The sequence below is a fragment of the Devosia sp. 1566 genome (assembly GCF_004005995.1).
In the GTDB taxonomy this organism is placed as follows: domain Bacteria; phylum Pseudomonadota; class Alphaproteobacteria; order Rhizobiales; family Devosiaceae; genus Devosia.
The window spans coordinates 3,707,399-3,731,361 of the sequence record NZ_CP034767.1 but is presented as its reverse complement, the minus strand read 5'-3'; the positions used below and the strand labels follow the sequence as shown (position 1 = coordinate 3,731,361).

General features: G+C 63.6%; 28 protein-coding genes. 17 read left to right on the top strand and 11 right to left on the bottom strand.

Going from position 1 to position 23,963, the window contains the following annotated elements:
* Nucleotides 1-11: 11 nt before the first annotated feature.
* Both ELX51_RS17785 and htpX read right to left on the bottom strand, forming a co-directional pair.
* A complete protein-coding gene (locus tag ELX51_RS17785; protein ID WP_127754752.1) occupies nucleotides 12-1,247 on the bottom strand; it encodes an RsmB/NOP family class I SAM-dependent RNA methyltransferase in 1,236 nt (411 codons plus the stop codon).
* Between the two features lie 74 nt (nucleotides 1,248-1,321).
* Nucleotides 1,322-2,305, bottom strand: a complete 984-nt coding sequence (gene htpX, locus ELX51_RS17780; protein WP_127754751.1) for a zinc metalloprotease HtpX — start codon at nucleotides 2,303-2,305, stop codon at nucleotides 1,322-1,324.
* 92 nt (nucleotides 2,306-2,397) lie between these two features.
* On the opposite strand from htpX, the gene ELX51_RS17775 reads away from it, so the two are divergent.
* Nucleotides 2,398-2,625: a DUF1674 domain-containing protein gene (locus ELX51_RS17775; protein ID WP_127754750.1), complete on the top strand. Its 228-nt coding sequence runs from the start codon at nucleotides 2,398-2,400 to the stop codon at nucleotides 2,623-2,625.
* A 59-nt stretch (nucleotides 2,626-2,684) separates the two neighbouring features.
* On the opposite strand, the gene ELX51_RS17770 is transcribed toward ELX51_RS17775, so the two are convergent.
* From ELX51_RS17770 to ccmA, 5 genes are read right to left on the bottom strand one after another with little or no spacing between them, the layout of a single operon-like run.
* Complete coding sequence (locus ELX51_RS17770; protein ID WP_127754749.1) at nucleotides 2,685-3,218, bottom strand: DsbE family thiol:disulfide interchange protein; 534 nt, start codon at nucleotides 3,216-3,218, stop codon at nucleotides 2,685-2,687.
* Nucleotides 3,218-3,391 (bottom strand): heme exporter protein CcmD, encoded by a 174-nt coding sequence (gene ccmD / locus ELX51_RS17765; RefSeq protein WP_127754748.1) that lies wholly within the window; start codon nucleotides 3,389-3,391, stop codon nucleotides 3,218-3,220. The genes ELX51_RS17770 and ccmD overlap by 1 nt, the downstream gene beginning before the upstream one ends.
* A complete protein-coding gene (locus ELX51_RS17760; protein ID WP_127754747.1) occupies nucleotides 3,388-4,152 on the bottom strand; it encodes a heme ABC transporter permease in 765 nt (254 codons plus the stop codon). The genes ccmD and ELX51_RS17760 overlap by 4 nt, the downstream gene beginning before the upstream one ends.
* Nucleotides 4,153-4,161: 9 nt before the next feature.
* Nucleotides 4,162-4,827 carry a heme exporter protein CcmB gene (gene ccmB / locus ELX51_RS17755; RefSeq protein WP_127754746.1) on the bottom strand — a complete coding sequence of 222 codons (666 nt, stop codon included), beginning with the start codon at nucleotides 4,825-4,827 and terminating at the stop codon, nucleotides 4,162-4,164.
* A complete protein-coding gene (gene ccmA / locus ELX51_RS17750; RefSeq protein ID WP_127754745.1) occupies nucleotides 4,824-5,459 on the bottom strand; it encodes a heme ABC exporter ATP-binding protein CcmA in 636 nt (211 codons plus the stop codon). Before ccmA ends, ccmB begins: the two co-directional genes overlap by 4 nt.
* A 154-nt stretch (nucleotides 5,460-5,613) precedes the next feature.
* Here ccmA and acnA point away from each other — a divergent pair, with 154 nt between their 5' ends.
* From acnA to ELX51_RS17730, 4 genes are all read left to right on the top strand, one after another.
* Nucleotides 5,614-8,304, top strand: coding sequence for an aconitate hydratase AcnA (gene acnA, locus ELX51_RS17745; protein ID WP_206524655.1), 2,691 nt, complete (start codon nucleotides 5,614-5,616; stop codon nucleotides 8,302-8,304).
* A gap of 126 nt (nucleotides 8,305-8,430) precedes the next feature.
* The gene (locus ELX51_RS17740; RefSeq protein ID WP_127754743.1) at nucleotides 8,431-8,796 is read left to right on the top strand and encodes a VOC family protein; all 366 of its coding nucleotides are present in this window, start codon (nucleotides 8,431-8,433) and stop codon (nucleotides 8,794-8,796) included.
* A gap of 108 nt (nucleotides 8,797-8,904) precedes the next feature.
* Nucleotides 8,905-9,606: a DUF1223 domain-containing protein gene (locus tag ELX51_RS17735; RefSeq protein WP_164854909.1), complete on the top strand. Its 702-nt coding sequence runs from the start codon at nucleotides 8,905-8,907 to the stop codon at nucleotides 9,604-9,606.
* A gap of 322 nt (nucleotides 9,607-9,928) precedes the next feature.
* A complete protein-coding gene (locus ELX51_RS17730) occupies nucleotides 9,929-10,276 on the top strand; it encodes a DUF2794 domain-containing protein (protein WP_248305368.1) in 348 nt (115 codons plus the stop codon).
* Nucleotides 10,277-10,357: 81 nt separating this feature from the next.
* Here the strand turns inward: ELX51_RS17730 and ELX51_RS17725 are convergent, their stop codons facing one another.
* Entirely contained in the window at nucleotides 10,358-10,855 is a 498-nt protein-coding gene (locus tag ELX51_RS17725; protein WP_127754740.1) for a GNAT family N-acetyltransferase, read from the bottom strand.
* A 99-nt stretch (nucleotides 10,856-10,954) separates the two neighbouring features.
* Nucleotides 10,955-11,725: a Bax inhibitor-1/YccA family protein gene (locus ELX51_RS17720; RefSeq protein ID WP_127754739.1), complete on the bottom strand. Its 771-nt coding sequence runs from the start codon at nucleotides 11,723-11,725 to the stop codon at nucleotides 10,955-10,957.
* Nucleotides 11,726-11,926: 201 nt separating this feature from the next.
* On the opposite strand from ELX51_RS17720, the gene thpR reads away from it, so the two are divergent.
* The 8 genes from thpR (at nucleotide 11,927) to ELX51_RS17685 (ending at nucleotide 16,238) form a co-directional block, all read left to right on the top strand.
* Entirely contained in the window at nucleotides 11,927-12,466 is a 540-nt protein-coding gene (thpR, locus tag ELX51_RS17715) for an RNA 2',3'-cyclic phosphodiesterase (RefSeq protein ID WP_127754738.1), read from the top strand.
* A 215-nt stretch (nucleotides 12,467-12,681) separates the two neighbouring features.
* On the top strand, nucleotides 12,682-13,203 hold the full coding sequence (locus ELX51_RS17710) for an invasion associated locus B family protein (protein ID WP_127754737.1): 522 nt from the start codon (nucleotides 12,682-12,684) through the stop codon (nucleotides 13,201-13,203).
* Nucleotides 13,204-13,293: 90 nt separating this feature from the next.
* Nucleotides 13,294-13,797, top strand: a complete 504-nt coding sequence (locus ELX51_RS17705) for an invasion associated locus B family protein (RefSeq protein ID WP_127754736.1) — start codon at nucleotides 13,294-13,296, stop codon at nucleotides 13,795-13,797.
* A 4-nt stretch (nucleotides 13,798-13,801) separates the two neighbouring features.
* Nucleotides 13,802-14,023 carry an amino acid transporter gene (locus tag ELX51_RS17700; RefSeq protein WP_127754735.1) on the top strand — a complete coding sequence of 74 codons (222 nt, stop codon included), beginning with the start codon at nucleotides 13,802-13,804 and terminating at the stop codon, nucleotides 14,021-14,023.
* A complete protein-coding gene (locus ELX51_RS20460) occupies nucleotides 14,020-14,145 on the top strand; it encodes a hypothetical protein (RefSeq protein ID WP_282567565.1) in 126 nt (41 codons plus the stop codon). The genes ELX51_RS17700 and ELX51_RS20460 overlap by 4 nt, the downstream gene beginning before the upstream one ends.
* 95 nt (nucleotides 14,146-14,240) lie before the next feature.
* Nucleotides 14,241-15,443: a 23S rRNA (adenine(2503)-C(2))-methyltransferase RlmN gene (gene rlmN / locus ELX51_RS17695; protein ID WP_127754734.1), complete on the top strand. Its 1,203-nt coding sequence runs from the start codon at nucleotides 14,241-14,243 to the stop codon at nucleotides 15,441-15,443.
* A 10-nt stretch (nucleotides 15,444-15,453) separates the two neighbouring features.
* Nucleotides 15,454-15,858: a VOC family protein gene (locus ELX51_RS17690; RefSeq protein WP_127754733.1), complete on the top strand. Its 405-nt coding sequence runs from the start codon at nucleotides 15,454-15,456 to the stop codon at nucleotides 15,856-15,858.
* Entirely contained in the window at nucleotides 15,858-16,238 is a 381-nt protein-coding gene (locus ELX51_RS17685; RefSeq protein ID WP_127754732.1) for a restriction endonuclease, read from the top strand. The genes ELX51_RS17690 and ELX51_RS17685 overlap by 1 nt, the downstream gene beginning before the upstream one ends.
* 1 nt (nucleotide 16,239) lies before the next feature.
* On the opposite strand, the gene ELX51_RS17680 is transcribed toward ELX51_RS17685, so the two are convergent.
* Nucleotides 16,240-16,398 (bottom strand): YqaE/Pmp3 family membrane protein, encoded by a 159-nt coding sequence (locus tag ELX51_RS17680; RefSeq protein WP_127754731.1) that lies wholly within the window; start codon nucleotides 16,396-16,398, stop codon nucleotides 16,240-16,242.
* A 51-nt stretch (nucleotides 16,399-16,449) separates the two neighbouring features.
* The gene (locus ELX51_RS17675; RefSeq protein WP_127754730.1) at nucleotides 16,450-17,097 is read right to left on the bottom strand and encodes a LysE family translocator; all 648 of its coding nucleotides are present in this window, start codon (nucleotides 17,095-17,097) and stop codon (nucleotides 16,450-16,452) included.
* Nucleotides 17,098-17,211: 114 nt separating this feature from the next.
* On the opposite strand from ELX51_RS17675, the gene ELX51_RS17670 reads away from it, so the two are divergent.
* The 4 genes from ELX51_RS17670 to typA all read left to right on the top strand — a co-directional run bounded on the left by ELX51_RS17670 (nucleotide 17,212) and on the right by typA (nucleotide 23,926).
* A complete protein-coding gene (locus ELX51_RS17670; RefSeq protein ID WP_127754729.1) occupies nucleotides 17,212-18,438 on the top strand; it encodes an argininosuccinate synthase in 1,227 nt (408 codons plus the stop codon).
* 115 nt (nucleotides 18,439-18,553) lie between these two features.
* The gene (locus ELX51_RS17665; RefSeq protein WP_248305367.1) at nucleotides 18,554-20,647 is read left to right on the top strand and encodes an EAL domain-containing protein; all 2,094 of its coding nucleotides are present in this window, start codon (nucleotides 18,554-18,556) and stop codon (nucleotides 20,645-20,647) included.
* A gap of 60 nt (nucleotides 20,648-20,707) precedes the next feature.
* Nucleotides 20,708-21,928: a chromate efflux transporter gene (gene chrA / locus ELX51_RS17660; RefSeq protein ID WP_127754727.1), complete on the top strand. Its 1,221-nt coding sequence runs from the start codon at nucleotides 20,708-20,710 to the stop codon at nucleotides 21,926-21,928.
* Nucleotides 21,929-22,114: 186 nt separating this feature from the next.
* Nucleotides 22,115-23,926: a translational GTPase TypA gene (gene typA / locus ELX51_RS17655; RefSeq protein WP_127754726.1), complete on the top strand. Its 1,812-nt coding sequence runs from the start codon at nucleotides 22,115-22,117 to the stop codon at nucleotides 23,924-23,926.
* Nucleotides 23,927-23,963: the final 37 nt, after the last annotated feature.

Sequence of the window (23,963 nt, the reverse complement as noted above, 5' to 3'; positions counted from 1 at the left end):
TGGCGGCCATTCTAGGAGCGGCGGCGGAATCGCGCCACGAAGAAACCGTCCATTCCCCCGTTTTGCGCGCCTGGTGCCATGCCCGGATGCGTGCGCACCGTTCCTTCTGACGTGATGGCTTGGGGTAAGCCAAGCAATTGCTCTGCTGTAACCGGCAGCAGTTCAAGTTCGGGCAGGTTGGCCAGCACCCATGCGGCCTGTGCTTCGCCCTCGTCCGGTTCGAGCGAGCAAACGCAATAAATCAGCACCCCGCCGGGCGCGAGGCACTTGGCGGCATTGCGCAGGAGATTGCGCTGCAGGCGGACGCGCCCGGCAATGTCGCTGAGCGAGCGGTGCCACAGCACTTCGGGGTGACGCCGGAAAGTGCCGGTCGCCGAACAGGGGGCATCGAGCACGATGCCGGCAAAGGGCTCTTCGGGCGCATAGGTGGTGGCATCGGCCACGACGGTTTGCGCGCTATAGTCGAGGCGCTCGAGATTGCCGGCGAGGCGCTCCATGCGTTTGGCATCGGCGTCGAGCGCGGTGACTGCATAGCCGGCCTTGACCAGCTGGGCGGTCTTGCCGCCCGGCGCGGCGCAAAGGTCGAGCACGCGCGAACTCGCGGGCAGGTCGAGCAGGCGCGCTGGGATCGCGGCGGCAGCATCCTGCACCCACCAGCGCCCGTCGCTATATCCTGGCAGGGCTTCCACCGGCTTGTCGCGCGCATCGATGCGCACGCTGTCGGCCATCAGCGGTACGGCGCCGAGTGCGTCGCGCAGTTCGGGGTCATCCTCTTTGAGCGTCAGGTCCAGCGGCGCGCCGGCCAAAAGCGCGGCTTCAAAGGCAATGATGGCGTCTTCGCCATAGGCGGCCAGCCAGGTGTCGCCAAAGGTTTCGGGCAGCAGCAGATCGTCCGACAGCATGCTGAACTTGGCCGAATTGGCCTGCGCGGTGCGCAACACGGCATTCATCAGCCCGGCCAGGTGGCGCGCCTTTGGGTCCCGCTTGACCGCTTCAACGGCGAGGAACAGCGCGCTATGGGCGCCAAGGTCCGGCAGGAAGATCAGTTGCGCAACCGACAAGCGCAGCACGGCTTCGAAGGTGCCAGACTTGCCCGGCATGCCCTTGTCGAGCAGGGCATGGAGGATGAAGTTAAGCTGGCCGTGGCGGCGCAGCGCCGTGGTGATCAGCCGGTTGGCGAGAGCGCGGTCGCGCCCGTCAGCCAGATCGGCAGGGCTCAGGGGCGCGAAATGTTCGCCCGCGAGCACGCCCCGCAGGCGCTGGGCGGCAACGAGGCGAAGCTTGAGGCCAGCCGGTTCAGGTTTGTGCGTCTTGATTTGTTCTATCCCCAGGGGCCGCGATCACCGGGATTGTCCCGGCCGGCCGACGGCGTGCGCCAGGTGGCACCGCCAGGCGCCGGACGGCGTGGCGAAGCCGACCAGGGCCCGCGCGCCGGCCGGGGGTCCTTATCAACCACCTGAAGCTGCGCTGCAAGCTGCTGGAGCTGGGCAATGCGGTTGCCCGTGTCGGGGTGGGTGGAAAAGAGATTGTCCATCCGCTGCCCGGACAAGGGATTGATGATGTACATATGGGCCATGGCCGGGTTGCGCTCGGCTTGAACATTGACCTGCCGCCCGGCAAGGGTGGCGATCTTGGCCAGCGCCGAAGCCAGCGCCAGGGGATCGCCCGAAATGGCGGCGCCATCCTTGTCGGCCTCGTATTCGCGGGTGCGGCTCACTGCCATCTGCACGATCATCGCCGCAACGGGCGCCAGGAACACCATCAACAGCGCGCCGATGCCGCCCAGCGGATTGTCGCGATTATTGCCGCCGCCGAAGAACAGCCCGAACTGGGCCAGCGCCGAAATCGCGCCGGCAAAGGTGGCGGTGATGGTCATGGTCAGGGTGTCGCGCGAGCGGATATGGGCCAGCTCGTGGGCGACCACGGCGGCGACTTCGCGGGTCTCGAGTTGCTGCAGGAGGCCCGTGGACACCGCCACCGCCGCGTTCTGCGGATTGCGCCCAGTGGCAAAGGCATTGGGCTGGTCGGTCTGGATCACATAAACGGCCGGGGTAGGAATGCCGGCCTTTTGCGAGAGGATATCGACCATCTCATAGAGCTGGGGGACCTGGCTGCGCTCCACCGGGACGGCGTTCTGCATGCGCAGCACCATCTTGTCGGAATTCCAGTAGCTGAACAGATTGGTCAGCAGCGCAAAGCCAAAGGCCATCATCATGCCCGAGCTGCCACCAATGAAATAGCCGACCACCATGAACAGCGCCGTCAGCGCCGCCAGCAGGCCAAAGGTGCGAAGCGTGTTGTACATGGTGCCTCTTGGGTTTGCGTGTCTGGCCAATTATGTTGGGTGCGATCCGGTTGCATGCAAGGCGCCGGTGCCCGAGCCTTGGGAGAAGCACGATGAACGATGATGAGCCAATCCCTGAAGTTGCGCTCCCCGCCCAAGAGCTGGCGCCCCGCCCGCCCCTCTCTGGCGCGGCGCAACGCGCGCTGGCCGAAGCGCAGGCCCGGCGCGCGGAGATTGATCGTCTGGCCGCCCAAAGCCCAGCCGAAAAAGGCGGCCGCGGCGGCCTTGAGCCGGTGCGCTACGGGGATTGGGAGATCAAGGGTTTGACCAGCGATTTCTGAGGGGGGCGCCCGGTGACTTCTATCGAGGGCGCTTCGCGCCGGATGAAAAGCCCTGAACTTTATCCCCGCGCCGCGGCAATGGCGGGCAACAGTTCCTGCTCGAGGCTGGTGGGGGTCAGCGGGCCCACATGCTTGAAGGTGATGATCCCCTGGGCATTGACCACAAAGGTTTCGGGCACGCCGTAAACGCCCCAGTCGATGGACACGCGCCGGTCGCGGTCGGCGCCCACGGCGTCATAGGGATTGCCCAGTTCGGCCAGAAAGGCACGGGCATTTTCGGGGGCGTCGGCCTGGTTGATGCCAAACAGGCGGATCTCGCCGCTGTTCTTGAGGTTCGTGAGCAGCGGATGCTCGGCGCGGCAGGGGATGCACCAGGACGCAAAGACATTGACCACGGTCACCCCGCCGGTGAGGTCCTGGGTGGCAAAGCCGGGCACGCCCAGCTCGGGCACGGGCTCGAGCGCGAAAACCGGCGCCGGCTTGTCGATCAGCACCGAGCGCACCAGCGAGGGATCGCGGTTCATGGTGCTGGCGAAAATCGCAACAAGACCGGCCAGCAGCAGCAGGGGCAGGGCGAAAAGGAGAAAGCGCATCAGGCGACGGGCTCGGCCGAGCGGCGGCGGATGCCGCGCGCTTCAAGGTCCTTGAGCCGCTGCTCGGTGCGGCGCGCGTCCCAGAGGGTCCAGCCGATTAGCGCGGCCACGACAAGCGCAACACCGAGATAGGCGCAAACGATGAAGAGTGCGTGGGGTCCCAGATCGATCATGCGTCTGCCGCTCCCTGGGCTGTCCGGCGCTCGAGCGTGGCGACGCGCCGGCGCTTGATCTCGGTGTGCATCGCCTTGAGCTGAAGCGTGATGAACAGCAGCGTAAAGGCAAAGAACATCACGAAGAGCGGCGTCAGGATGGAGGGCGGCATGCGCGGCCCATCGGCGCGAAAGACGCTGGCGGGTTGATGGAGCGTCGACCACCAATCCACCGAGAACTTGATGATGGGGATATTGACCGCTCCCACGAGGGTAAAAACGGCAATCACCCGGGCGCCGCGCAGCTGGTCGTCAAAGGCGCGCCAGAGCGCAATAATGCCAAGATAGATGAATAGCAGGACCAGGGTCGAGGTCATGCGCCCGTCCCATTCCCAGAACGTACCCCAGGTCGGGCGGCCCCAGAGCGAGCCGGTAAAGAGCGCCAGCGCTGTAAAGCAGGCGCCCAGGGGCGCGGCGGTCTTCATCGCCACATCGGCCAGCGGATGCCGCCAGACCAGGGTGCCCAGCGCCGAAACGGCCATGGTCGCGTAAACGAATTGGCTCAGCCATGCGGTGGGCACATGCACATACATGATGCGCACGGTGTCGCCCATCTGGTAGTCCTCGGGCGAGTTGAACAAGGCGAACCACAGCCCAACCAGGAACAGGAGCGCGGTGACCAGGGTCAGGGGCCAGAGCAGCGGGCGCGTCCAGGCGACGAACTGCCCGGGATGGGCAATGCGGTTCCACCAGCGCTGTTTGGGTGCGGTTGCAAGCGTCATGGGGCTCAACTAATCCTCGCTCGCACTTATCGCAAGGGCCGCAGCAAAGGGCGCAGTGGCGCAGGCGATGAGGCTAATCGCCGCGAGAAACAGCAAGGCGCTGCCGGATTGATCCGGTCCAGGCCCAGCCGGAATGGCGCCAACGCCAAAGATCAGCACCGGCACCGAGAGGGGCGCGATGAGGATCGGGGCCAGCAAACCGCCCCGGCCGATGCCCACGGTAATGGCGGCGCCGATAGCGCCGAAAGCGGCGAGCGCCGGCGTGCCCACCAGCAGCGACAGCAGGGTGCGCCAAAAGCTCGCAAGGTCCATGGACAACAAGATTGCCAGCAGCGGGCTGGCAAGGAGGAGCGGCAAGGCCGCGAGCAGCCAGTGCGCCAGGAGCTTGGCCGCAATGATCGCGGGCATGGGGAGCGCCGCCTGACGCAAGAGCAGCAGGGTGCCATCCTCATGGTCGGGCCGGAACAGGCGATCAAGCCCAAGCAGCATGGACAAAAACGCCGCGATCCAGATCATGCCCGGCGCCAGCCGGGCCAAGAGCGCCTGGTCGGGGCCAACGGCAAAGGGCACGACGACGCCCACGATCACGAAAAACAGCACCAGCGTCAGCACATCGCCACCCCCGCGCAGGGCGAGGCGCAGGTCGCGCCCGAGCGCCGCCGCAAAAGCGCTCATCGGCTCGGCTCCAGCGTCAAGGTGGTGATCCGTGTGGGGTCGGCGAGGGCAAGTTCGTCATGGGTGGCGGCCACGACAATGCCGCCGCTTTGCAGTTGCGCATCGATGAGGGCGGCAACCAGTGCCTGGCCCTGCTGGTCAAGCGCGGCGGTGGGTTCATCAAGCAGCCACAGCGGGCGCGGCGAGACCAGCAGTCTGGCCAGCGCCAGGCGCCGCCCCTGCCCCGCAGAAAGATAGCCGGCATCGAGCCGGGCCAGGGCGCCCAACCCAACCTGCTCGAGCGCCTCGGGCACCGTCAGGCCATCGCCACCGTTCAGCGCGGCCCAGAACTGCAGGTTTTCTTCGACGCTCAGCCGCGGCTTGACGGCGTTGCGGTGGCCGCAAAAATGCAGAAAAGGCCCCTCATCGGGATCAACGCCCTCGAGCGCCAGGCTGCCCGCCAGGGGTGCCACCACACCCGCTAGCGTCAGCAGCAGCGTCGTCTTGCCCGCGCCATTGGGTCCGCGCAGCAGCAGCGCCGTGCCCGGTTCGGCCGCGAGGTCCAAAGGCTGGCCAAGGGGCGTGCCGCCCCGTCCGCATTGAAGGCCTTGGGCGCGCAGATGCAGGGCTGGAAACACTTGCCGAGGGGACATGGCCCCATCTCGTATTGAACTAAAGGCGGCACTGGCAAGGGTAATCTTTGTTGGATATAAGCCCTCTAGATTGGAGTCATTCCAGGAAAGGCGACGTCTTTGGGCGGTTGCCCGGCCCCTTTGGCCGCACGCCCCGCGTTCGCCGCAACGCTAGATGACAGGGCGGAACACCGTGACCTCACTGAACAGCTTCAACGCCAAATCGACCCTTGAGGTCGGCGGCAAGCGCTACACCTATTATTCCATCGCCGAAGCCGAAAAGAACGGGCTGGAGGGCGTTTCCGCGCTGCCCCATTCCATGAAAGTGGTCCTGGAAAACCTGCTGCGCTTCGAAGATGACCGCACCGTCACCAAGGCCGATATCCTGGCTGTGGCCGAATGGCTCAAGACGCGCAGCACCGAGCACGAAATCTCCTATCGCCCGGCGCGCGTGCTGATGCAGGACTTCACCGGCGTTCCGGCCGTGGTGGATCTGGCCGCGATGCGCGATGCGACCGCCAAGCTCGGCGCCAATCCGCAAAAGATCAATCCGCTGGTGCCCGTCGATCTCGTGATCGATCACTCGGTGATGGTCGACAGCTTTGGCACGCCGATGGCCTTCGAGCAGAATGTCGAGCTCGAATATGAACGCAATGGCGAACGCTACGAGTTCCTGCGCTGGGGCCAGTCGGCCTTCGACAATTTCCGCGTCGTGCCCCCCGGCACCGGCATCTGCCACCAGGTCAATCTCGAATATCTCGCCCAAACCGTCTGGACCCGCGAAGAGAACGGCGAGATCGTCGCTTATCCCGATACGCTGGTGGGCACCGACTCCCACACCACAATGGTCAATGGCATGGCCGTGCTGGGCTGGGGCGTAGGTGGCATTGAGGCCGAGGCCGCGATGCTCGGCCAGCCCATCACCATGATGATCCCCGAAGTCGTGGGCTTCAAGCTCACCGGCAAGATCAACGAGGGCATCACCGCCACCGACCTAGTGCTGACCGTCACCGAGATGCTGCGCAAAAAGGGCGTGGTGGGCAAGTTCGTCGAGTTCTATGGCCCGGGTCTCGATTACCTCAGCCTCGAAGACCAGGCGACGATCGCCAATATGGCCCCTGAATATGGCGCCACCTGCGGCTACTTCCCCGTCGATTCCGATACGCTCAAATACCTGACCACTTCGGGCCGCGATCCCGAGCGCGTGGCGCTGGTCGAGGCCTATAGCAAGGCCCAGGGCATGTTCCGCGACACCAATTCGCCCGATCCGGTGTTCACCTCGACCCTCGAGCTCGATCTTTCCACCGTCGTGCCCTCGATCTCGGGTCCCAAGCGCCCGCAAGACCGTATCGTTCTGACCAATGCCAAGCAGGCCTTTATCGAAGGGCTGCCCAAGGAATTCGGCAAGACCGAGGACACCCGCGTTCCCGTGGAAGGCGAAGAGTTCAGCATCGGGCATGGTGATGTGGTGATCGCCGCCATCACCTCTTGCACCAATACCTCCAACCCATCGGTGCTGGTGGCTGCCGGTCTCGTTGCCCGCAAGGCACGCGCCCTCGGCCTCAACTCCAAGCCTTGGGTCAAGACCTCGCTGGCCCCCGGCTCGCAGGTGGTGACCGACTACCTCACCGCCGCGAACCTTCAGGCCGATCTTGATGCCCTTGGGTTCAACCTTGTCGGCTATGGCTGCACCACCTGCATCGGCAATTCGGGCCCGCTGCCGGCCGCCATCTCCAAGGCGATCCAGACCGGCGACGTGGTGGCTGCGTCGGTGCTGTCGGGTAATCGCAATTTCGAAGGCCGCGTCAATTCGGATGTGAAGGCGAACTTCCTCGCTTCCCCGCCGCTCGTTGTGGCCTATGCCATTGCCGGCTCGATGAATGTCGACATCACCACTGAGCCGCTGGGCATCGGCTCGAACGGCCAGCCGGTTTATCTGCGCGATATCTGGCCCACCAATCACGAGATCGCCGAGATCGTGCGCACCCATGTGACGCCTGAAATGTTCAAGCGGCGCTATTCGGATGTGTTCAAGGGCGACGACAACTGGCAGGCCATCGCCATCGAAGGCGGCGAAACCTATGGCTGGAACAGCTCCTCGACCTATGTGCAGAACCCGCCTTATTTCGAAGACATGGACATGACCCCCAAGCCGGTGACCGATATCAACGGCGCGCGGGTGCTGGCCCTGTTCCTTGACTCGATCACCACCGACCACATCTCCCCGGCCGGCTCGTTCAAGCCCTCCACCCCGGCGGGCCAATATCTGCAGGAGCACCAGGTCGCCCCGCGCGATTTCAACTCCTATGGCGCCCGGCGCGGCAACCACGAGGTGATGATGCGCGGCACTTTTGCCAATATCCGCATCAAGAACCAGATGCTGCCGGGCGTTGAAGGTGGCTTCACCAAGGGTCCCGATGGCTCGCAGATGCCGATCTATGATGCGGCCATGGCCTATCAGGGCCAGGGCACGCCGCTCGTGATCTTTGCGGGTAAGGAATATGGCACGGGCTCATCGCGCGACTGGGCGGCCAAGGGCACCAATCTCTTGGGCGTTAAGGCCGTGATCGCGCAGAGCTTCGAGCGTATTCACCGCTCCAACCTTGTGGGCATGGGCGTGATCCCGCTGCAGTTCAAGGACGGCGAGAGCTGGCAGACGCTGGGGCTCGACGGCACCGAAACCATCGACATCGTCGGGGTGGAAAACCTGGCTCCCCGTGCTATTGTGCCGGTCAAGATCACCCGCGCCGACGGCACAAGCTTTATCATCGAAACCCGCTGCCGGATCGATACCGCCAACGAGCTCGACTACTACAAGAATGGCGGCATCCTGCATTACGTGCTGCGCAGCCTCGTGGCCGCATAAGGGTTCATTCCCGCGCCAGATAATTCTTGATGGCGGCCCTTGGGGGCCGCCATTTTCGTTTGCTGCTGACAGGGTTTGTCGCAAGGGGCTGCGAGGGTTCCGCCATACGCAAATGGAGTGGAAAAAATGATCGATCATCTGGGCATTGTCACCGGGCAGTTCGAGCCGATGCTGGCTTTTTACAAGGCAGCATTGGCTCCGCTCGGCTATAGCCAGCAAGCGGCCTATCCCGGGGTTGCGGGGCTGGGCGGAACGGGCGAACCCGCCGATCTGTGGCTGACCGCAGCCGACGGCGCGATGCCGGTCCATGTCGCCCTACGCAGCCCCGACCGCGCGACCGTGGATGCATTCCATGCCGCCGCTCTCGCCGCAGGTGGCCGCGACAATGGTGGCCCGGGGCTCCGGCCCAATTACGGTCCCGATTATTATGCCGCCTTTGTGCTCGATCCCGACGGCAATAACCTGGAGCTGGTCTGCCACGCTCCCGCCTAAGGTTAACCGAGCCGGTATTTGTCACCCGGTTTTGACTGGCGGGCCAACCAATCTGTGGCTTACAACTTGGGGATGGTTCCTCCTTGCACCCCCGCCGTAATCATGGCGATGATCGCACTTCTGGCCATGGCCCCCTCTAGCCAGGCCGAAAGCCTGCGCGAGCGGCCCAAGGCTGTGGTAGAATTGTTCACCAGCCAGGGCTGCTCGTCCTGCCCGCCGGCCGATGCGCTGCTGTCGAGCCTGGGCAAGGACGACGATGTCATCGCCCTCGCTTTCCACGTCGACTATTGGGATTATGTGGGCTGGAAGGACACGTTTGGCGATCCCGCCAATTCCGACCGCCAGCGCGCCTATGCCAAGAGCTGGGGCACACCGCGCATCTACACGCCCCAGATGGTGGTCAACGGCAAGCAGGACGTGGTGGGATCGCGCCGCGCCGAAGTGCATAGCGCCATTCGTTCGGCCAGCCTGACCCTGCCGGTGGATATCGAAAGCGATGCCGGCATGCTCGAGGTCGAGATCGGCCCTCGTGCCGGAACCGCCGATGCGGTGGTTTGGCTCGTCACCTATCTGCGCCAGGCGCAGGTGCAGATCGAGCGCGGCGAAAACGCCGGCAAGGCGATGAGCTATACCCAGGTGGTCACCGGTCGGCACATGCTGGGCATGTGGGAGGGCGAGGCGGGGGCTCGGTTCAAGCTGCCATTGGCCGAACTTGCCGCCGAAGCGGGCGACGGCATCGCCGTGATCGTGCAGGAAGACCGCAATGGGCTGCCTGGAGCCATTCTGGGCGCTGCGTCCTACGAACGCTGACCCTCAAAACAAATCTCCCGCCGCTGGAAACCAGGGACGGGAGAAGTTGACTGCTCTTTGGAGGAACTGGTGGCGGCGTTCTTCGGGGGGCTCGGTCGGCCAGCCACCAGCCTTGGGGCAACGATGACACTGTCGCGGTGCAATGGGGCAGCCAAAGGGAAGCAGTGTGGCCTAAATGGGGTATTTTGGCCTAGGGCGATGGCGGTGCCGTGAAGCGCTTGCATCGCCGGTCGAATGCCGCGATCATGACGGTTCTGCAACAAGGAGTGCGAGGCCAAGCGTGCAAGCGCGTGTTCCAAACAGCAAGCCGGTGAAGCTCGAATTGGTGCATCAGGCCGAGGCGCCGCCCAGTCCGCAGCCCAGCAAGGTCCCCGCCATTGTTGCCTTTGACCGCAAGGAACTGGCGCTGATCCTGTCGGTTTATGGCCGCAAGGTCGCTCAGGGCGAGTGGCGAGATTACGCTATGGACTTCCTGCGCGAGCGGGCAGTGTTTTCGGTATATGCCCGCGTGTCCGAGCGCCCGCTTTACCTGATCGAGAAAACCCCCCGCCTGCGCAATCGCCAGGGGCAATATGCCGTCACCAACCAGCAGGGCCGCATCCTCAAGCGCGGCCACGAACTGGCGCAGGTGCTCCGCGTGCTCGATCCGCAACTGGCGGTGGTGGGTTAACCGCCAGTTGCCGGTTTGGCGGACTGCAGCCCGCGCCTGAGCGGATGTTGCTCAGGCTCATCGGTTCAACAAGCTGCTCGATCAAAGCGCCAGTTGCAGGTGCACGATGTCGTGCCAGCGGTCGAATTTGAGGCCAACCGCTTCGTAATAGCCGACGCGGCGGAAGCCAAATCTCTCGTGGATGCCGACCGAGTTGGCCGTATCGGCGGTGATCACCGCCAGCATCTGCTTGAAGCCAAAGGCCCGCGACTGCGCCAAAAGCTCGCTCAGCATTGCCTTGCCGATGCCGCGCCCGGTTTCGGCAGGGTCTAGGTAAAGCGAATCCTCGCAGGTGAAGCGATAGGCCGCGCGGGGCCGATAAAAGCTGGCATAGGCATAGCCGATGGGCTTGCCCGCGCGCTCGGCGATGATCACCGGATGACCCAAGCGCAAGAGGCCCGCATATTTCTCGGCGATGGCCGTTTCGTCGGGCGCTTCGGTATCAAAGGTAATGGCGGTGTGATCGACATAATGTCGGTAGATGCGGGTGATCGCGGGCACATCGGACCACTCGAACGGGCGCAGGCGGAAGTCGGACACGATACGTCAACTCGACAAAGCAAAGGGACCGCAGCCTTTATGACTGCGGTCCCCAAACAGTGTCCATCGAAATCCGCGGCGGGTGGCCGCGGGTCGGGATTATTCGCGGTTGCCGAACAGGCGCAGCAGCATCATGAACAGGTTGATGAAGTCCAGATACAGCGAGAGCGCACCCATGATGGCGTTCTTGGCCAGCGTGTCGGCACCATGGTGCTCGGCATAGCTTTCCTTGATCTTCTGGGTGTCATAGGCGGTCAGGCCCACAAAGATCAGCACGCCAACAGCGGAGATGATGAACTCCATCATGCTTGACTGCATGAAGATGTTGACGATCGAGGCGATGATCAGGCCGATCAGGCCCATCATCAGGAACGAGCCCATCGCCGTCAGGTCACGCTTGGTGGTGTAGCCATAAAGGCTCATCGTGCCAAAGGTGGCCGCGGTGATGAAGAACACCTTGGCGATCGAAGCGTCGGTGTAAACCAGGAAGATCGAGCTCATCGACAGGCCCATGATCGCCGAGAAGGCCCAGAAAGTGGCCTGGGCGGCGGGTACGGAGAGCTTGTTGATGCCAAAGCTCAGCACCATCACGAAGGCGAGGGGCGCGAGCATCACGACCCACTGCAGCGGGCTGGCATAAAGCAGGTAACCCCACTGGGTCACATACTGGCCATTGGCCAGTTGGGCCACGGCGGCATCTGGATTGGTGGTGATGGCAGCGGCGGCAGCAAACCAGGCCGCAAGGCCAGTTACCACCAGGCCAATGCCCATGTAATTGTAGACGCGCAGCATGTAACTGCGCAGGCCCTCGTCGATGGCTAAGGCCGAGCCGGCCCGCGCATTCAGGGTCTGACGGTCATATTCAGCCATATGCACTATCCTTTCACTGACGGATAAGGCGGTTTCCTCCCGCCGAGGGCGTTGTTGGGCGCCACTTGATCGGTAATATGGATGGGGGAGAAGTCCTTTACAACCCTGTTCGCCCAGCCGCGACGATTCGACTGCCCCTCTCGGGCAGTTATGCTAGGCTGGCTGCGATTGTCTTGCCTGCCCGCGGGCAAAGGAGGCCTCATGCCCCGGCTGTTTACTGGCCTTGAAGTTCCCGGCGATATTGCCTTTGCCCTGTCGCTCAAGCGCGGCGGCCTCAGCGGCGCGCGCTGGATCGATGCCGAGAATTACCACATCACCCTGCGCTTCATCGGTGATGTGGATCATGGCACCGCCAATGAAGTCGCCGACAGCCTCGACCGGTTGAGCCAGTCTCTGAGTTTTCCGGTGCGGCTGACCCATCTGGGTGCCTTTGGGGGGGCCAAGCCGCGCGCGCTTTATGCCGCAGTTGAGCCCAGCGAGGCGCTCAGCCGCCTGCAGGCGGCCCAGGAGCGGGTGCTGCAGCGCGCCGGCCTTCCCGCCGAGGGCCGCAAATTCGTGCCCCATATAACCTTGGCCAGGTTGCGCGGCTCGGCGCCCGAGGAGGTGGCCCGCTTTATCGCCGAGGCCGGGCGCTTCGAGCCGCTTGAATTCACGCCCAGGCGCTTTGTGCTGTTTTCCAGCCGTGACTCGGTGGGTGGCGGCCCCTATGTGGTCGAGCAAAGTTATTCGCTCGAAGCGTGAGCCGCTCACGGCAGTGTTAACGCGAGCTTGACCCTTTACCTGCAAAGCACGTCATTGCCGCTGCCCGCGCCTTTTTAGCGTCACGATTGCCGCTCACTTGATGGCTGGCGCTGGGGCGTGGCGGCGCTTGACACCTTAGTAACCATGTGGGGCTTAAGCTTGCGAGCAGCAAATCCCACTAGATGCGTACCTTCAAAGATGAGGAAGATTTGGCGATGACGTTGAAAACCGGTAGCCTTGTGTTTGGGCTCGCGGTCGGCGCGGTCATGGCTCTGGCCCCTGTCGCGCAGGCGCAGCAGGCAACCGAGCTCGGCAGTTTCAATGCCTGGACCGCCTGGCAGGCGACCGATGCTTCGGGGGTGCTCTGCTATATCTCGGCCGCGCCGCAATCGAGCGAGCCCGCCGGTGTTAATCGCGACCCCATTCACTTCATGATCATTCACCGCAAGGGCATGGGCACCAAGAACGAGGTGCAGACCATTATCGGCTACCCCTTCAACAGCAGCGACGCCAAGGCCAGCGCTTCGATTGATGGCAAGTCCTATCCGATGGTCACCGAGGGCTCGGCTGCCTGGCTGGCTTCGACCGGCGACGAAGGCGGGTTTGTCCAGGCCTTCAAGGGCGGCACGAAGCTGCAGGTGCGCGGCACCTCCCAGCGCGGCACCAACACGATCGACACCTATTCGCTTTCGGGCGCCACGGCGGCGATGAACGCCATCGACGCAGCCTGCGCCTGATCGGGGCTGGACCCCGCTCGAGCAATCCTTCTCTCCGGGCGAGGTGCCGCGTCGCGGCCCTCGTCCTTCCTGTGTTTGATGAGGCCCCTTATGGTTTCGCGCTTTGTTTCGCTTGTGGTCGTGGCCAGCCTGCTTTCGGTTGGCAGCGCTGCAGCCCAGTCGGTGCGGCTGCTCGGTGATTTCCGGGACTGGTCGAGCTATGCAGCGTCCGATGGGGCCGGGCCGGTCTGCTTTGCCATGACCAAGCCCACCACTGTGACCCCCACGCCCGACGGCTATACGCAGGCCTATCTCTACCTCACCAGCCGGCCCGGCGAAAATGTCGCCAGCGAGTTCAACCTGGTTGCCGGCTTCACCTTCCAGCCCGATAGCGGCGCGACCGTCACGGTGAATGGGCAGACCTTCAATCTCTTCACCCAGAACGATGCCGCCTGGCTCGACGATGCCGGGCAAAGCGATGCGCTCGCCAGCGCCATCCGCGCCGGCTCGAGCCTGGTCGTTGAAGGCACCACCAGTGCCGGCATCAAGGTGGCGCAAACCTTCTCGCTCGCCGGCTCCACCGCTGCCACCCAGGCCGTCGCCGCCGAATGCTGAGGGATTGAGCAAGCTCGTCCGCAATGAACAGCGCAAGCTGACCGCCACTTACATGAATGGCGTAGCCATGGCGCTGGTGGGGATTGGTGCTTTGGCGCCGATCGTGGCGCTGGCGCAATCGTCCAGTGGCTCGCCCACTGCAGCCTTCGTCGTGGTTGGTTGTTTCATCAGCAGTTTGGGCTTACATTGGCTGGCAAGACGCCATCTGAAAGGACTGGAAGAATGATTGAGTGGGGAGTTGTTGCCAACTTTGCCGTCGTCATCATTGCCGCCTTCTCGGTTGCTCTCACGGCTTCGCTGTTTGATCGCCCCACCCAAGGCAAGGATCATCCCGCGCCTGGCGAATAGCAGCCCCTCAGCACCTCCCGGGCCCGTGACTTTGCGCCGGCGCGCCCCATATGCTATTGGCCACCTGATCCCGCACCTTCCGGACCTTTGCCCCCATGAGCATTGCGCTTAATCTTGACCATTCGTCTGCCGTGCGTTCGCCGGTCGCCAGCCGGCCTTCGCTGATCGGCCTGGGCAAGCCGCAGCTCGCCGAGGCATTGGTGGGCGCGGGCATTGCCGAGCGCGAAAGCAAGATGCGCGCGAGCCAGTTGTGGAACTGGCTTTATGTGAACGGGGTCACCGATTTCGAGCGCATGACCAATGTCGCCAAACCGGTGCGCCAGCTGCTGGCCGACAAGTTCATCCTTGATCGCCCCGAGATCGTTTCCGAGCAGGTTTCGAGCGATGGCACCCGCAAATGGCTGTTCCGCTTCCGCGATCCCGCCAATCCGCTCTATCCACCCGTCGAGGTGGAAACCGTTTATATCCCCGAGCAGGACCGCGGCACGCTTTGCGTTTCCTCCCAGGTCGGGTGCACGCTTACCTGCTCGTTCTGCCATACCGGCACGCAAAAGCTTGTCCGCAATCTCACCGCCGGGGAAATTCTCGGGCAGGTGCTGATGGCCCGCGAGCGGCTGGGCGATTTCCCCGGCGGCAGCCGCCCCGATGATGGCGGTCTTGTTCCGGCTGACGGGAGCCGTGCCATCACCAATATCGTGATGATGGGCATGGGCGAGCCGCTTTATAATTACGAGAACGTCAAGCAGGCCCTGCTGATCGCGTCGGCGGGCGACGGCATGAGCCTGTCCAAGCGCCGCATTACCCTTTCGACCTCTGGCGTCGTGCCCTTTATCGAGCCCACCGGGCGCGAGATCGATGTGATGCTGGCCATTTCGCTGCATGCCACCAACAATGATCTGCGTGATGTGCTGGTGCCCATCAACAAGAAGTGGCCGATCGAAGAGCTGCTGGAAGCCTGCCGCAAGTATCCGGGCCTCAGCAATGCCCGCCGCATCACCTTTGAATATGTGATGCTCGATGGCATCAATGACAGCGATGCCGAGGCGCGTGAACTGGTGCGGCTGCTCGCGGGCATTCCTGCCAAGATCAACCTGATCCCGTTCAATCCCTGGCCCGGCTCGAACTATGGCACCTCGCCTTCCTCACGGATCGAGCGTTTTGCCGATATCGTCAACAAGGCCGGCTATGCCAGCCCCGTGCGCACGCCCCGCGGGCGCGACATCTTTGCGGCCTGCGGCCAGCTCAAGAGCGAAAGCGAGCGCTTGAGCCGCAAGGATCGCGAAGCGCTCGCCGGCTAAGGGAGCAGCGATGGGCGGCGATCCGGCATTGATCCCCGAGTTGTCCGTCGCCGATCTCTCGCGCAGTCTGCGCTTTTACTGCGAGTTCCTGGGCTTTGCCGTTCGCTACGAGCGGCCCGCCGAAGGCTTTGCCATGCTGGAGCGGGAAGGGGCCCTTCTCATGCTCGACCAACTCGGCTTGGCTCGAGACTGGAAGACGGGGTCGCTCGAGCCTCCCTTCGGGCGCGGCATCAACTTACAGATCCGCGTCAGCGCCCTTGATCCCGTGCTCGAGCACCTTGCGGCTGCCGGTTTGGAGTTGTTCCTGCCCGTTGAAACCAAGACCTATGCGGCGGGCAGCGGCATCGTGCGGCAACGCCAGTTCTGCGTGCAGGACCCGGACGGGTATCTGCTGCGCCTTGCCGAGATCGGCTGATGCCCAGACCCTCGCAACGGCGCATCGATGCTGCGAGTGCCGCCGCCGAACGCCTGGCGGCGAGCCGGGCGCCTTTGATCTGCCCCCTGTGCGAACGCCCCATCCCGCCCGAAGCCAAATCCAGCCGCCATCATCTGACGCCGCGCCTCAAGGGCGGTACCCATTTGGGTACGGTGCAGCTGCACCAGATCTGCCACAGCGCCATTCACGCGCGGTTTTCCGAAACCGAGCTGGCGAGCAAGCTCAACGACGTCGAGGCGCTGCGGGCCGATCGGGAACTGGCCGAGTTTATTGCGTGGGTGCAAACCAAGCGACCAGACTTTCACGCCCCCACCCGCATGACGCGGGAGCGGCGCGCGAGCCGCAAGCCGAGCGACTAGTTTATTTGCGCAAGATCACCCAAATGGCGTGGATCAGGCCGGGGAAATAGCCCAGCAGCGTCAGCAGGATATTGAGCCAGAACTGCAGCCCGAGCCCCACCTGGAGAAAGACGCCGACCGGTGGAATGATCACCGACAGGATAATGCGCAGAACGTCCATGCCTTGCCCTCTTGCTTTGCCGGGCTAACGAACAAACGGGGCCAGCCGTTCCTAGCGCCGCCCTTCGGCAAGGAGGATGGTCAGGGCAAAACCGGTGAACACGGCGGCAAAGCTCCAGTTGAGCGCGCGCTGCACCAGTTGGTTGGTGGCGAGCAGCCCGGCCATGCGCTCAGCCGCCAGCACCATGGCGATGGCGACCGGAATGGAAACCAGGATGAACTCGCCGCCAAGGAAGAACAGCTTGCCGGGCGCGGCCGGATCGTGCCGGTCGACGAACTGGGGCAGGAAGGTCACGAAGAACAGCACCACTTTGGGATTGAGCAGATTAATCCCGATCCCGGTGGCATAGCTTTCGCGCAGCGTTGGCGTCCGGGCCGCCCGTTCGGCCAGGCGCAGCCCGCCCCCATGCATCACCGCGCCATAGGCCAGCCACAAGAGGTAAAGGGCGCCGGCGATCTTGAGCACGAAGAACGCGGTTGGCGCTGCGACGATCAGCACCGAAATGCCCAACGCCGCGAGGCAGGTATGCACGAGAATGCCGCTCATTGCCCCCGCCGCCGTGGCAAAGCCATGCGCCCGCCCATAGTTGATGGCGCGCGACATTTGCAGCGCCATATCGGGGCCTGGCGTGATCGCCAGAACAAAAGCGGCCAGCGCAAAGGCCAGCAGCACGGAAAGATCGGGAACAAAGGCGGGCATAGAGGTGCTCAAGAAATTCGGCCCGGACAATTGCATGCCCGGCCCGGGCTGAATAGGGTGCGCCCGATTTGTGGCGCCAGCTGGCGCCAATCCCCAAGCGCAAGAACCAAAGTTATGGCAAAAGACATCAAGAAGGTCGTGCTCGCCTATTCGGGCGGCCTGGATACCTCCATCATCCTCAAATGGCTGCAGGAAACCTATAACTGCGAAGTGGTGACCTTCACCGCGGACCTCGGGCAGGGCGAAGAGCTTGAGCCGGCGCGCCGGAAAGCCGAGATGTTCGGCATCAAGGATATCCGCATTGAGGACCTGCGCGAGGAATTCGTGCGCGACTTCGTGTTTCCCATGTTCCGCGCCAACGCGGTGTATGAGGGTCAGTATCTGCTGGGCACCTCCATTGCCCGCCCGCTGATCGCCAAGCGCCTGGTTGAAATCGCCCAGGAAACCGGCGCCGATGCCATCTCCCATGGCGCCACAGGCAAGGGCAATGACCAGGTGCGGTTCGAATTGACCGCCAATGCGCTCGACCCTTCGATCAAGGTGATCGCTCCCTGGCGCGAATGGGACCTGCGCAGCCGTACCCAGCTGCTTGATTATGCCGAGCGCAACCAGATCCCGGTATCCAAGGACAAGCGGGGCGAAGCCCCGTTCTCGGTTGACGCCAATCTGCTGCACACCTCCTCGGAAGGCATGGTGCTCGAAGATCCCGGCGTGCCTTATCCCGATTATGTGCCCCAGCGCACGGTTGATCCCGAACAGGCCCCCAACGAGCCCGAGATCATCACCATCGGCTACGAAAAGGGCGATCCGGTCTCGGTCAATGGCGAAAAGCTGTCGCCGGCCGCGCTGCTGACCAAGCTCAATGAGCTCGGTGGCAAGCATGGCATTGGCCGACTTGACCTCGTCGAGAACCGCTTTGTCGGCATGAAGTCGCGCGGGCTTTATGAGACGCCGGGCGGCACCATCATGCTGGTGGCCCATCGCGGCATTGAATCGATCACGCTGGATCGCGGCGAAGCTCACCTCAAGGACGAGCTGATGCCCAAATATGCCGAGCTGATCTATAACGGCTTCTGGTTCTCGCCCGAGCGCGAAATGCTGCAGGCCATGATCGACAAGAGCCAGGACTATGTGTCGGGCGAAGTCACGGTGAAGCTCTACAAGGGCAGCGCCAATGTGATTGCGCGCACATCGCCCAACTCGCTTTATTCCATGGACCTCGTCACCTTCGAGGAAGGCGCGGTCGCTTATGACCACCATGATGCCGAGGGCTTCATCCGCCTCAACGGCTTGCGGCTCAAGACTTGGGCGGCGCGCAATCGCAAGGCGGAGCGCCCATAAGCCGTCCGCGTTAATCGGGCCTTAAGAGCCGACCTCTAGCGTTAGTCCGTTGTGCGCAAAGCACCGCGGAAGGGGTCGGCTCGTGCGGGCATTGGACGCTGGAAGTTTGAGCGAGATGTCCGGGGCGCTGCTGCTGGATGCGGCGCTCCAAAGCATGCCCTATGGATTTTGCGTGTGGAGCCCCCAATTTCGCCTGGTGCTGTGGAACCAGCATTATTGCGAAATCTATGGTTTTGAGCCCGAGCACCTCCAGGTCGGCATGACGCTCGAGGCGGTGGTGGGGATCTCGTCGAGCCTGGGCAATCACCCCGACCAAACCCCCGAGGCCTTTTACGCGGCCTATGCCGGCGAATTGCTGGCCAATCGCGATGGCGCGCGCCACAAAAGCCAGGAAGCAGTGCGGGGCGGGCGCATCATCGAAACCGCCCATGTGTTTAATCCGGCGCTGGGCTGGGTGATCACCCATGAGGACGTGACCGAGGAAATCGCGCGCACCGAGGTGATGCAAAAGCGCGGGCGCGAACTCGAGCGCCAGAACATCCGGCTCGACGCGGCGGTCAACAATATCTCCCAGGGCCTGTGCATGTGCGACGCCCAGGGGCGCCTCGTGATCTGCAACGAGCCCTATCAGCGCATCTACAATCTGCCCGAGGCGCTGGTGCGTCCCGGTACGCAGCTCGAAGAAATTTTGGGCCACCTGTTCGACAGCGGCATGAGTTCGGGCACCTCCCGGCAGCAATATATCGCCTGGCGCCGCGACATCATCGCGCGCGGCGAATACGGCAAGAACGTGCATGAATTCAACGGCCGCGTTATCATGATGCAGCACCATCCGATGAAGGATGGTGGTTGGGTGTCAAGCCACGAAGACATCACCGAGCAGCGCCAGATCGAGGCGCGCATCCGCTATCTCGCCCGCCATGACGCCCTGACCGATCTGCCCAACCGGGTGCAGTTCCTCGAGGAAATGGCCAATGCGGAAGCCGCGATCGGGCGCGGCGAACAGGCGGCGGTGCTGTATATCGATCTCGACCACTTCAAGGGCGTCAACGACACGCTGGGCCATGCGGTGGGTGACGAGCTGATCCGGGAAGCCGGGATGCGCTTGTGGCGCACGACGCGCGACAACGACCTGCTGGCCCGTCTGGGGGGCGATGAATTTGCCTTGCTGCTGCGCTCGGTGTCTAGCGAGGCCGATGTCGCCAAGGTGGCCAACCGCATCGTCAAGGCCATGGCGGCCCCCTTTACCATCGGCGAGCACCAGATCGATATCAGCGCCTCGGTCGGTATCGCCATGGCGCCCCAGGATGGGGTGAACACCGATACCCTGGTCAAGCATGCCGATATGGCGCTCTACAAGGCCAAGGCGGATGGCCGCTCCACCTTCCACTTCTTTGAAACGGGTATGGACGAGGAGTTGCAGCAGCGCCGCAGCATCGAGGCGGGCCTGCGGGCCGCCCTGGCGCGCGACGAGCTGCGCCTTGTCTTCCAGCCCTTGCTCGATCTGGAGCAAAACAAAATCGGCTGCGTCGAGGCCCTGTTGCGCTGGGATTGCGCGGAGCGCTCGATTTCTCCCGCCGAGTTCATCCCCATTGCCGAGGAAACCGGCCTCATCGTGCCCCTGGGCGAATGGGTGCTGCGCGAGGCCTGCCGTACGGCCACCACCTGGCCCGACGGGGTGCGCGTTGCAGTGAACCTGTCAACCGTCCAGTTCCGCAACAAGGAGTTGGTGAGCGTAATCCGCTCGGCGCTTGCTGATGCGGGCCTGCCTGCGAGCCGCCTCGAGCTCGAAATCACCGAATCGCTGCTGCTCGCCGACAACGAATCCACCTTGCGGGCGCTGCATCAGCTGCGCGCAATGGGTGTGCGCATTTCCATGGACGATTTCGGCATCGGCTATTCCTCGCTTTCCTATCTGCGCTCCTTCCCCTTCGACAAGATCAAGATCGACCGCTCCTTCATGCGCGATCTGACCACCCGCAGCGACAATCTGGCCATCATCCGCGCGGTGATCGGGCTGGGGCAGAGCCTTGGGATGACCACCACGGCCGAAGGGGTGGAAACCCCCGAACAGCTCGAATTGGTGCGCGCCCTGGGTTGCTCGGAAGTGCAGGGGTTCCTGTTTTCCCCGCCCCTGGCCCCGGCCGTGCTCGAGCTGATGCTTATTCGGCAAGTCGAGCACACCCGATTGCTGCGCGCGGCCTCCTGAGCGCCGCTGGCAAGCGGTGGCGTTATCGCGCTGTCATAACTTGAGGCTAAGGGTGCGCGGATGAGCCGAGCCGACGCCCCCACCGCCCCGCTTGCCGGCACGCCGGGCGAGGTTTTCGCCGCCTTTTTCGCCCTGGGACTGACCTCCTTTGGCGGCCCCATTGCCCATCTCGGCTATTTCCGTGACGAACTTGTCGCCCGGCGCGGCTGGGTGGATGAGCATGGCTATGCCCAGCTCGTGGCCTTGGGGCAGCTCCTGCCGGGGCCGGCCTCGAGCCAGGTCGGTTTTTCCCTGGGCGTGGTGCGCGCCGGCTGGCTCGGCGGGCTGGCGGCTTTTGTTGGCTTCACCCTGCCATCGGCCCTCCTGATGCTGGCCTTTTTTGCCGGCCTTCTCGCCCTTCAGGGACCAGCTCTGTCCGGGGCGCTCCATGGCCTTGAATTGGTGGCGGTGGCTGTTGTGGCCCAGGCGGTCTGGGGCATGCGCGGCGCGCTCCTCACCACGCCCTCCCGCCTTGGCGTGGCTGCCCTGGCGCTGGTGTTGCTGGCGCTGGTGCCCGGTATTGCCGGGCAGCTTCTGGTGATGAGCCTTGGCGCGCTTTGTGGCCTTTTGCTGGGCTGGGGCAATGCCAGCGGAACCAACGCTTCCGTGCCTGCCGGAGCCTCGTCGATGCGTGTGGGCATCGCGCTCCTTGCCGCCTTCGCCCTGCTGCTCCTTGGTCTGCCGCTGCTCGCCGCTGCGGGGGTGGGCGGCTTTGCCGTGCAGTTCCTTGATGCCTTTTATCGCACCGGCGCGCTGGTGTTCGGGGGCGGGCATGTGGTGATGCCCTTGCTGGAAGACAGCGTGGTGGCGCCCGGCTGGGTGTCGCCGCCAACCTTTCTGGCCGGCTATGCCGCCGCCCAGGCGGTGCCGGGGCCGCTGTTTACCTTTGCCACCTTCCTTGGCGCCGCCGCGGCCCCATCCGGCTACACCCTGCTAGGTGCGCTCGGCGCAACGCTCGCCATCTTCGCCCCTGGCTTGCTGCTGATGGGCGCCGCCTTGCCGCTGTGGCGCCGCCTTGCCGCTGTTCCCGCCATCGCCCACCTGATTGCGGGCGCCAATGTGGCGGTGGTGGCGCTGCTGGCTGCCGCCTTGTTTGATCCCGTAGCCACATTGGCGCTGCGTACCCCCTTGGATTATGCCCTCGCCGTAACCATCTATTTACTACTCGCGGCCGGTCGCGTGCCGCCCTGGATTTTGGTCGGCGCGACCGCGCTTGGTGGATGCCTTTTGGCCCTTATGTGACGCGGTGCATTGCCGCCCTGCAGTCACAGGGATTGTCCGATGGCGCTAAAACCTGTAATAGCCGCGACAAAAGCGCCGGTCCTGCCTGTTAGCGGGTGGCGTTGTTGTTTTCCTTCATGGTTCAACTCGTTGTCGCCGCGTGGCGGTTTGTGGGCGTGAATCATGCATTCAAAGGCTCCGCCCCTAATGTCCTTGCGCAATATCGCCATCATCGCTCACGTTGACCATGGCAAGACCACCCTGATCGACGTGCTGCTCAAGCAGTCCGGCTCGTTCCGCGAAAACGAACGCGTCGAAGAGCGCGCCATGGACAGCAATGACATCGAGCGCGAACGTGGCATCACCATTCTCGCCAAGGTGACCTCGCTGCTCTGGAAAGACACCCGCATCAATATCGTGGACACCCCCGGCCACGCCGATTTCGGCGGCGAAGTGGAGCGTATCCTGTCCATGGTCGATGGTGTCGTGATCCTCGTCGATGCCGCCGAAGGCCCGATGCCCCAGACCAAGTTCGTGCTTGGCAAGGCGCTGGCCCAGGGCCTGCGTCCGATCGTGGCGATCAACAAGATCGACAAGTCGGACGAGCGGCACCTCGAAGTGCTCGAAGAAATCTTTGATCTCTTCATCGCCCTCGACGCAACGCCCGAACAACTCGACTTCCCGATCCTTTATGGCGCTGCCAAGCAGGGCTGGATGAGTGCCGATCCCGCCGGTCCCAAGGAAAGCCTCGCGCCGCTGCTCGACAAGGTTATCGAGCATGTGCCTGAGCCCAAGGTCGAAACCGGCCCGTTCCGCATGCTGGTCACCACGATCGAGCGCAATGCCTTTCTCGGCCGCATCCTGACCGGCCGCATCTTTTCGGGCTCGGTCAAGGCCGGCGATCCCATCCACACGCTCAGCCGCGAAGGCAAGATCGTCGAAAAGGGCCGCGTTTCCAAGGTGCTGGCCTTCCGTGGCCTCGAGCGCACGCCCGTCGATGTCGGTGAAGCCGGCGACATCGTCGCCATTGCCGGTCTCGAAACCTCGACCGTTGCCGACACCATTTCATCGCCGACCAATATGGAGCCGATCGCCTCCAAGCCGATCGATCCCCCGACCCTGTCGGTCACCTTCCGCATCAATGACGGCCCACTGGCCGGCCGCGAAGGCGACAAGGTGCAGTCCCGCGTGATCCGTGAACGCCTGATGCGCGAAGCCGAAGGCAATGTCGCCATCAAGGTGACGCCGGGCGATGACAATGACAGCTTCGACGTGGCTGGCCGCGGCGAATTGCAGCTGGCCGTTCTGATCGAAAACATGCGCCGCGAGGGCTTCGAGCTGACCATCGGCCGCCCCAAAGTGCTGATGAAGGAAGAAAACGGCGTCAAGCTCGAGCCGATCGAGGAAGTCATCATCGACGTCGATGACGAGCACACCGGCACGGTCGTCCAGAAGATGACCGAGCGAAAGGGCGAGCTGGTCGAAATGCGCGCTTCGGGCGTTGGCCGTACGCGTATTCGTCTCCTGGTGCCGACCCGCTCGCTGATCGGCTACCAGCCCGAATTGCTGAGCGATACCCGCGGCACGGCCATCTTCAACCGCCTGTTCCACTCCTTTGCCCCCTTCAAGGGCGAACTGCCGGGCCGTCGCACCGGCGTGCTGATCTCCAATGGCACCGGCCAGTCCGTCGCCTTTGCGCTGTGGAACCTCGAAGATCGCGGCCCCATCATGATCGATGCTGGCGTCGACATCTATGAAGGCATGATCATCGGTGAGCACAGCCGCGACAACGACCTTGAAGTGAACGCGCTCAAGGGCAAGCAGCTGACCAATATCCGCACCACCTCCAAGGATGAGGCGGTTCGCCTGACCACGCCCAAGAAGCTCACCCTGGAGCAGTCGCTCGGCTATATCGCCGAAGACGAATATGTCGAGGTGACCCCCAAGTCGATCCGCCTGCGCAAGATCTGGCTCGATCCCAATGATCGCAAGCGCGCGCTGCGCTCCAAGGCCGGCTAAAAAATACCAGGGGCTCCGTTGGAAACAACGGGGCCCT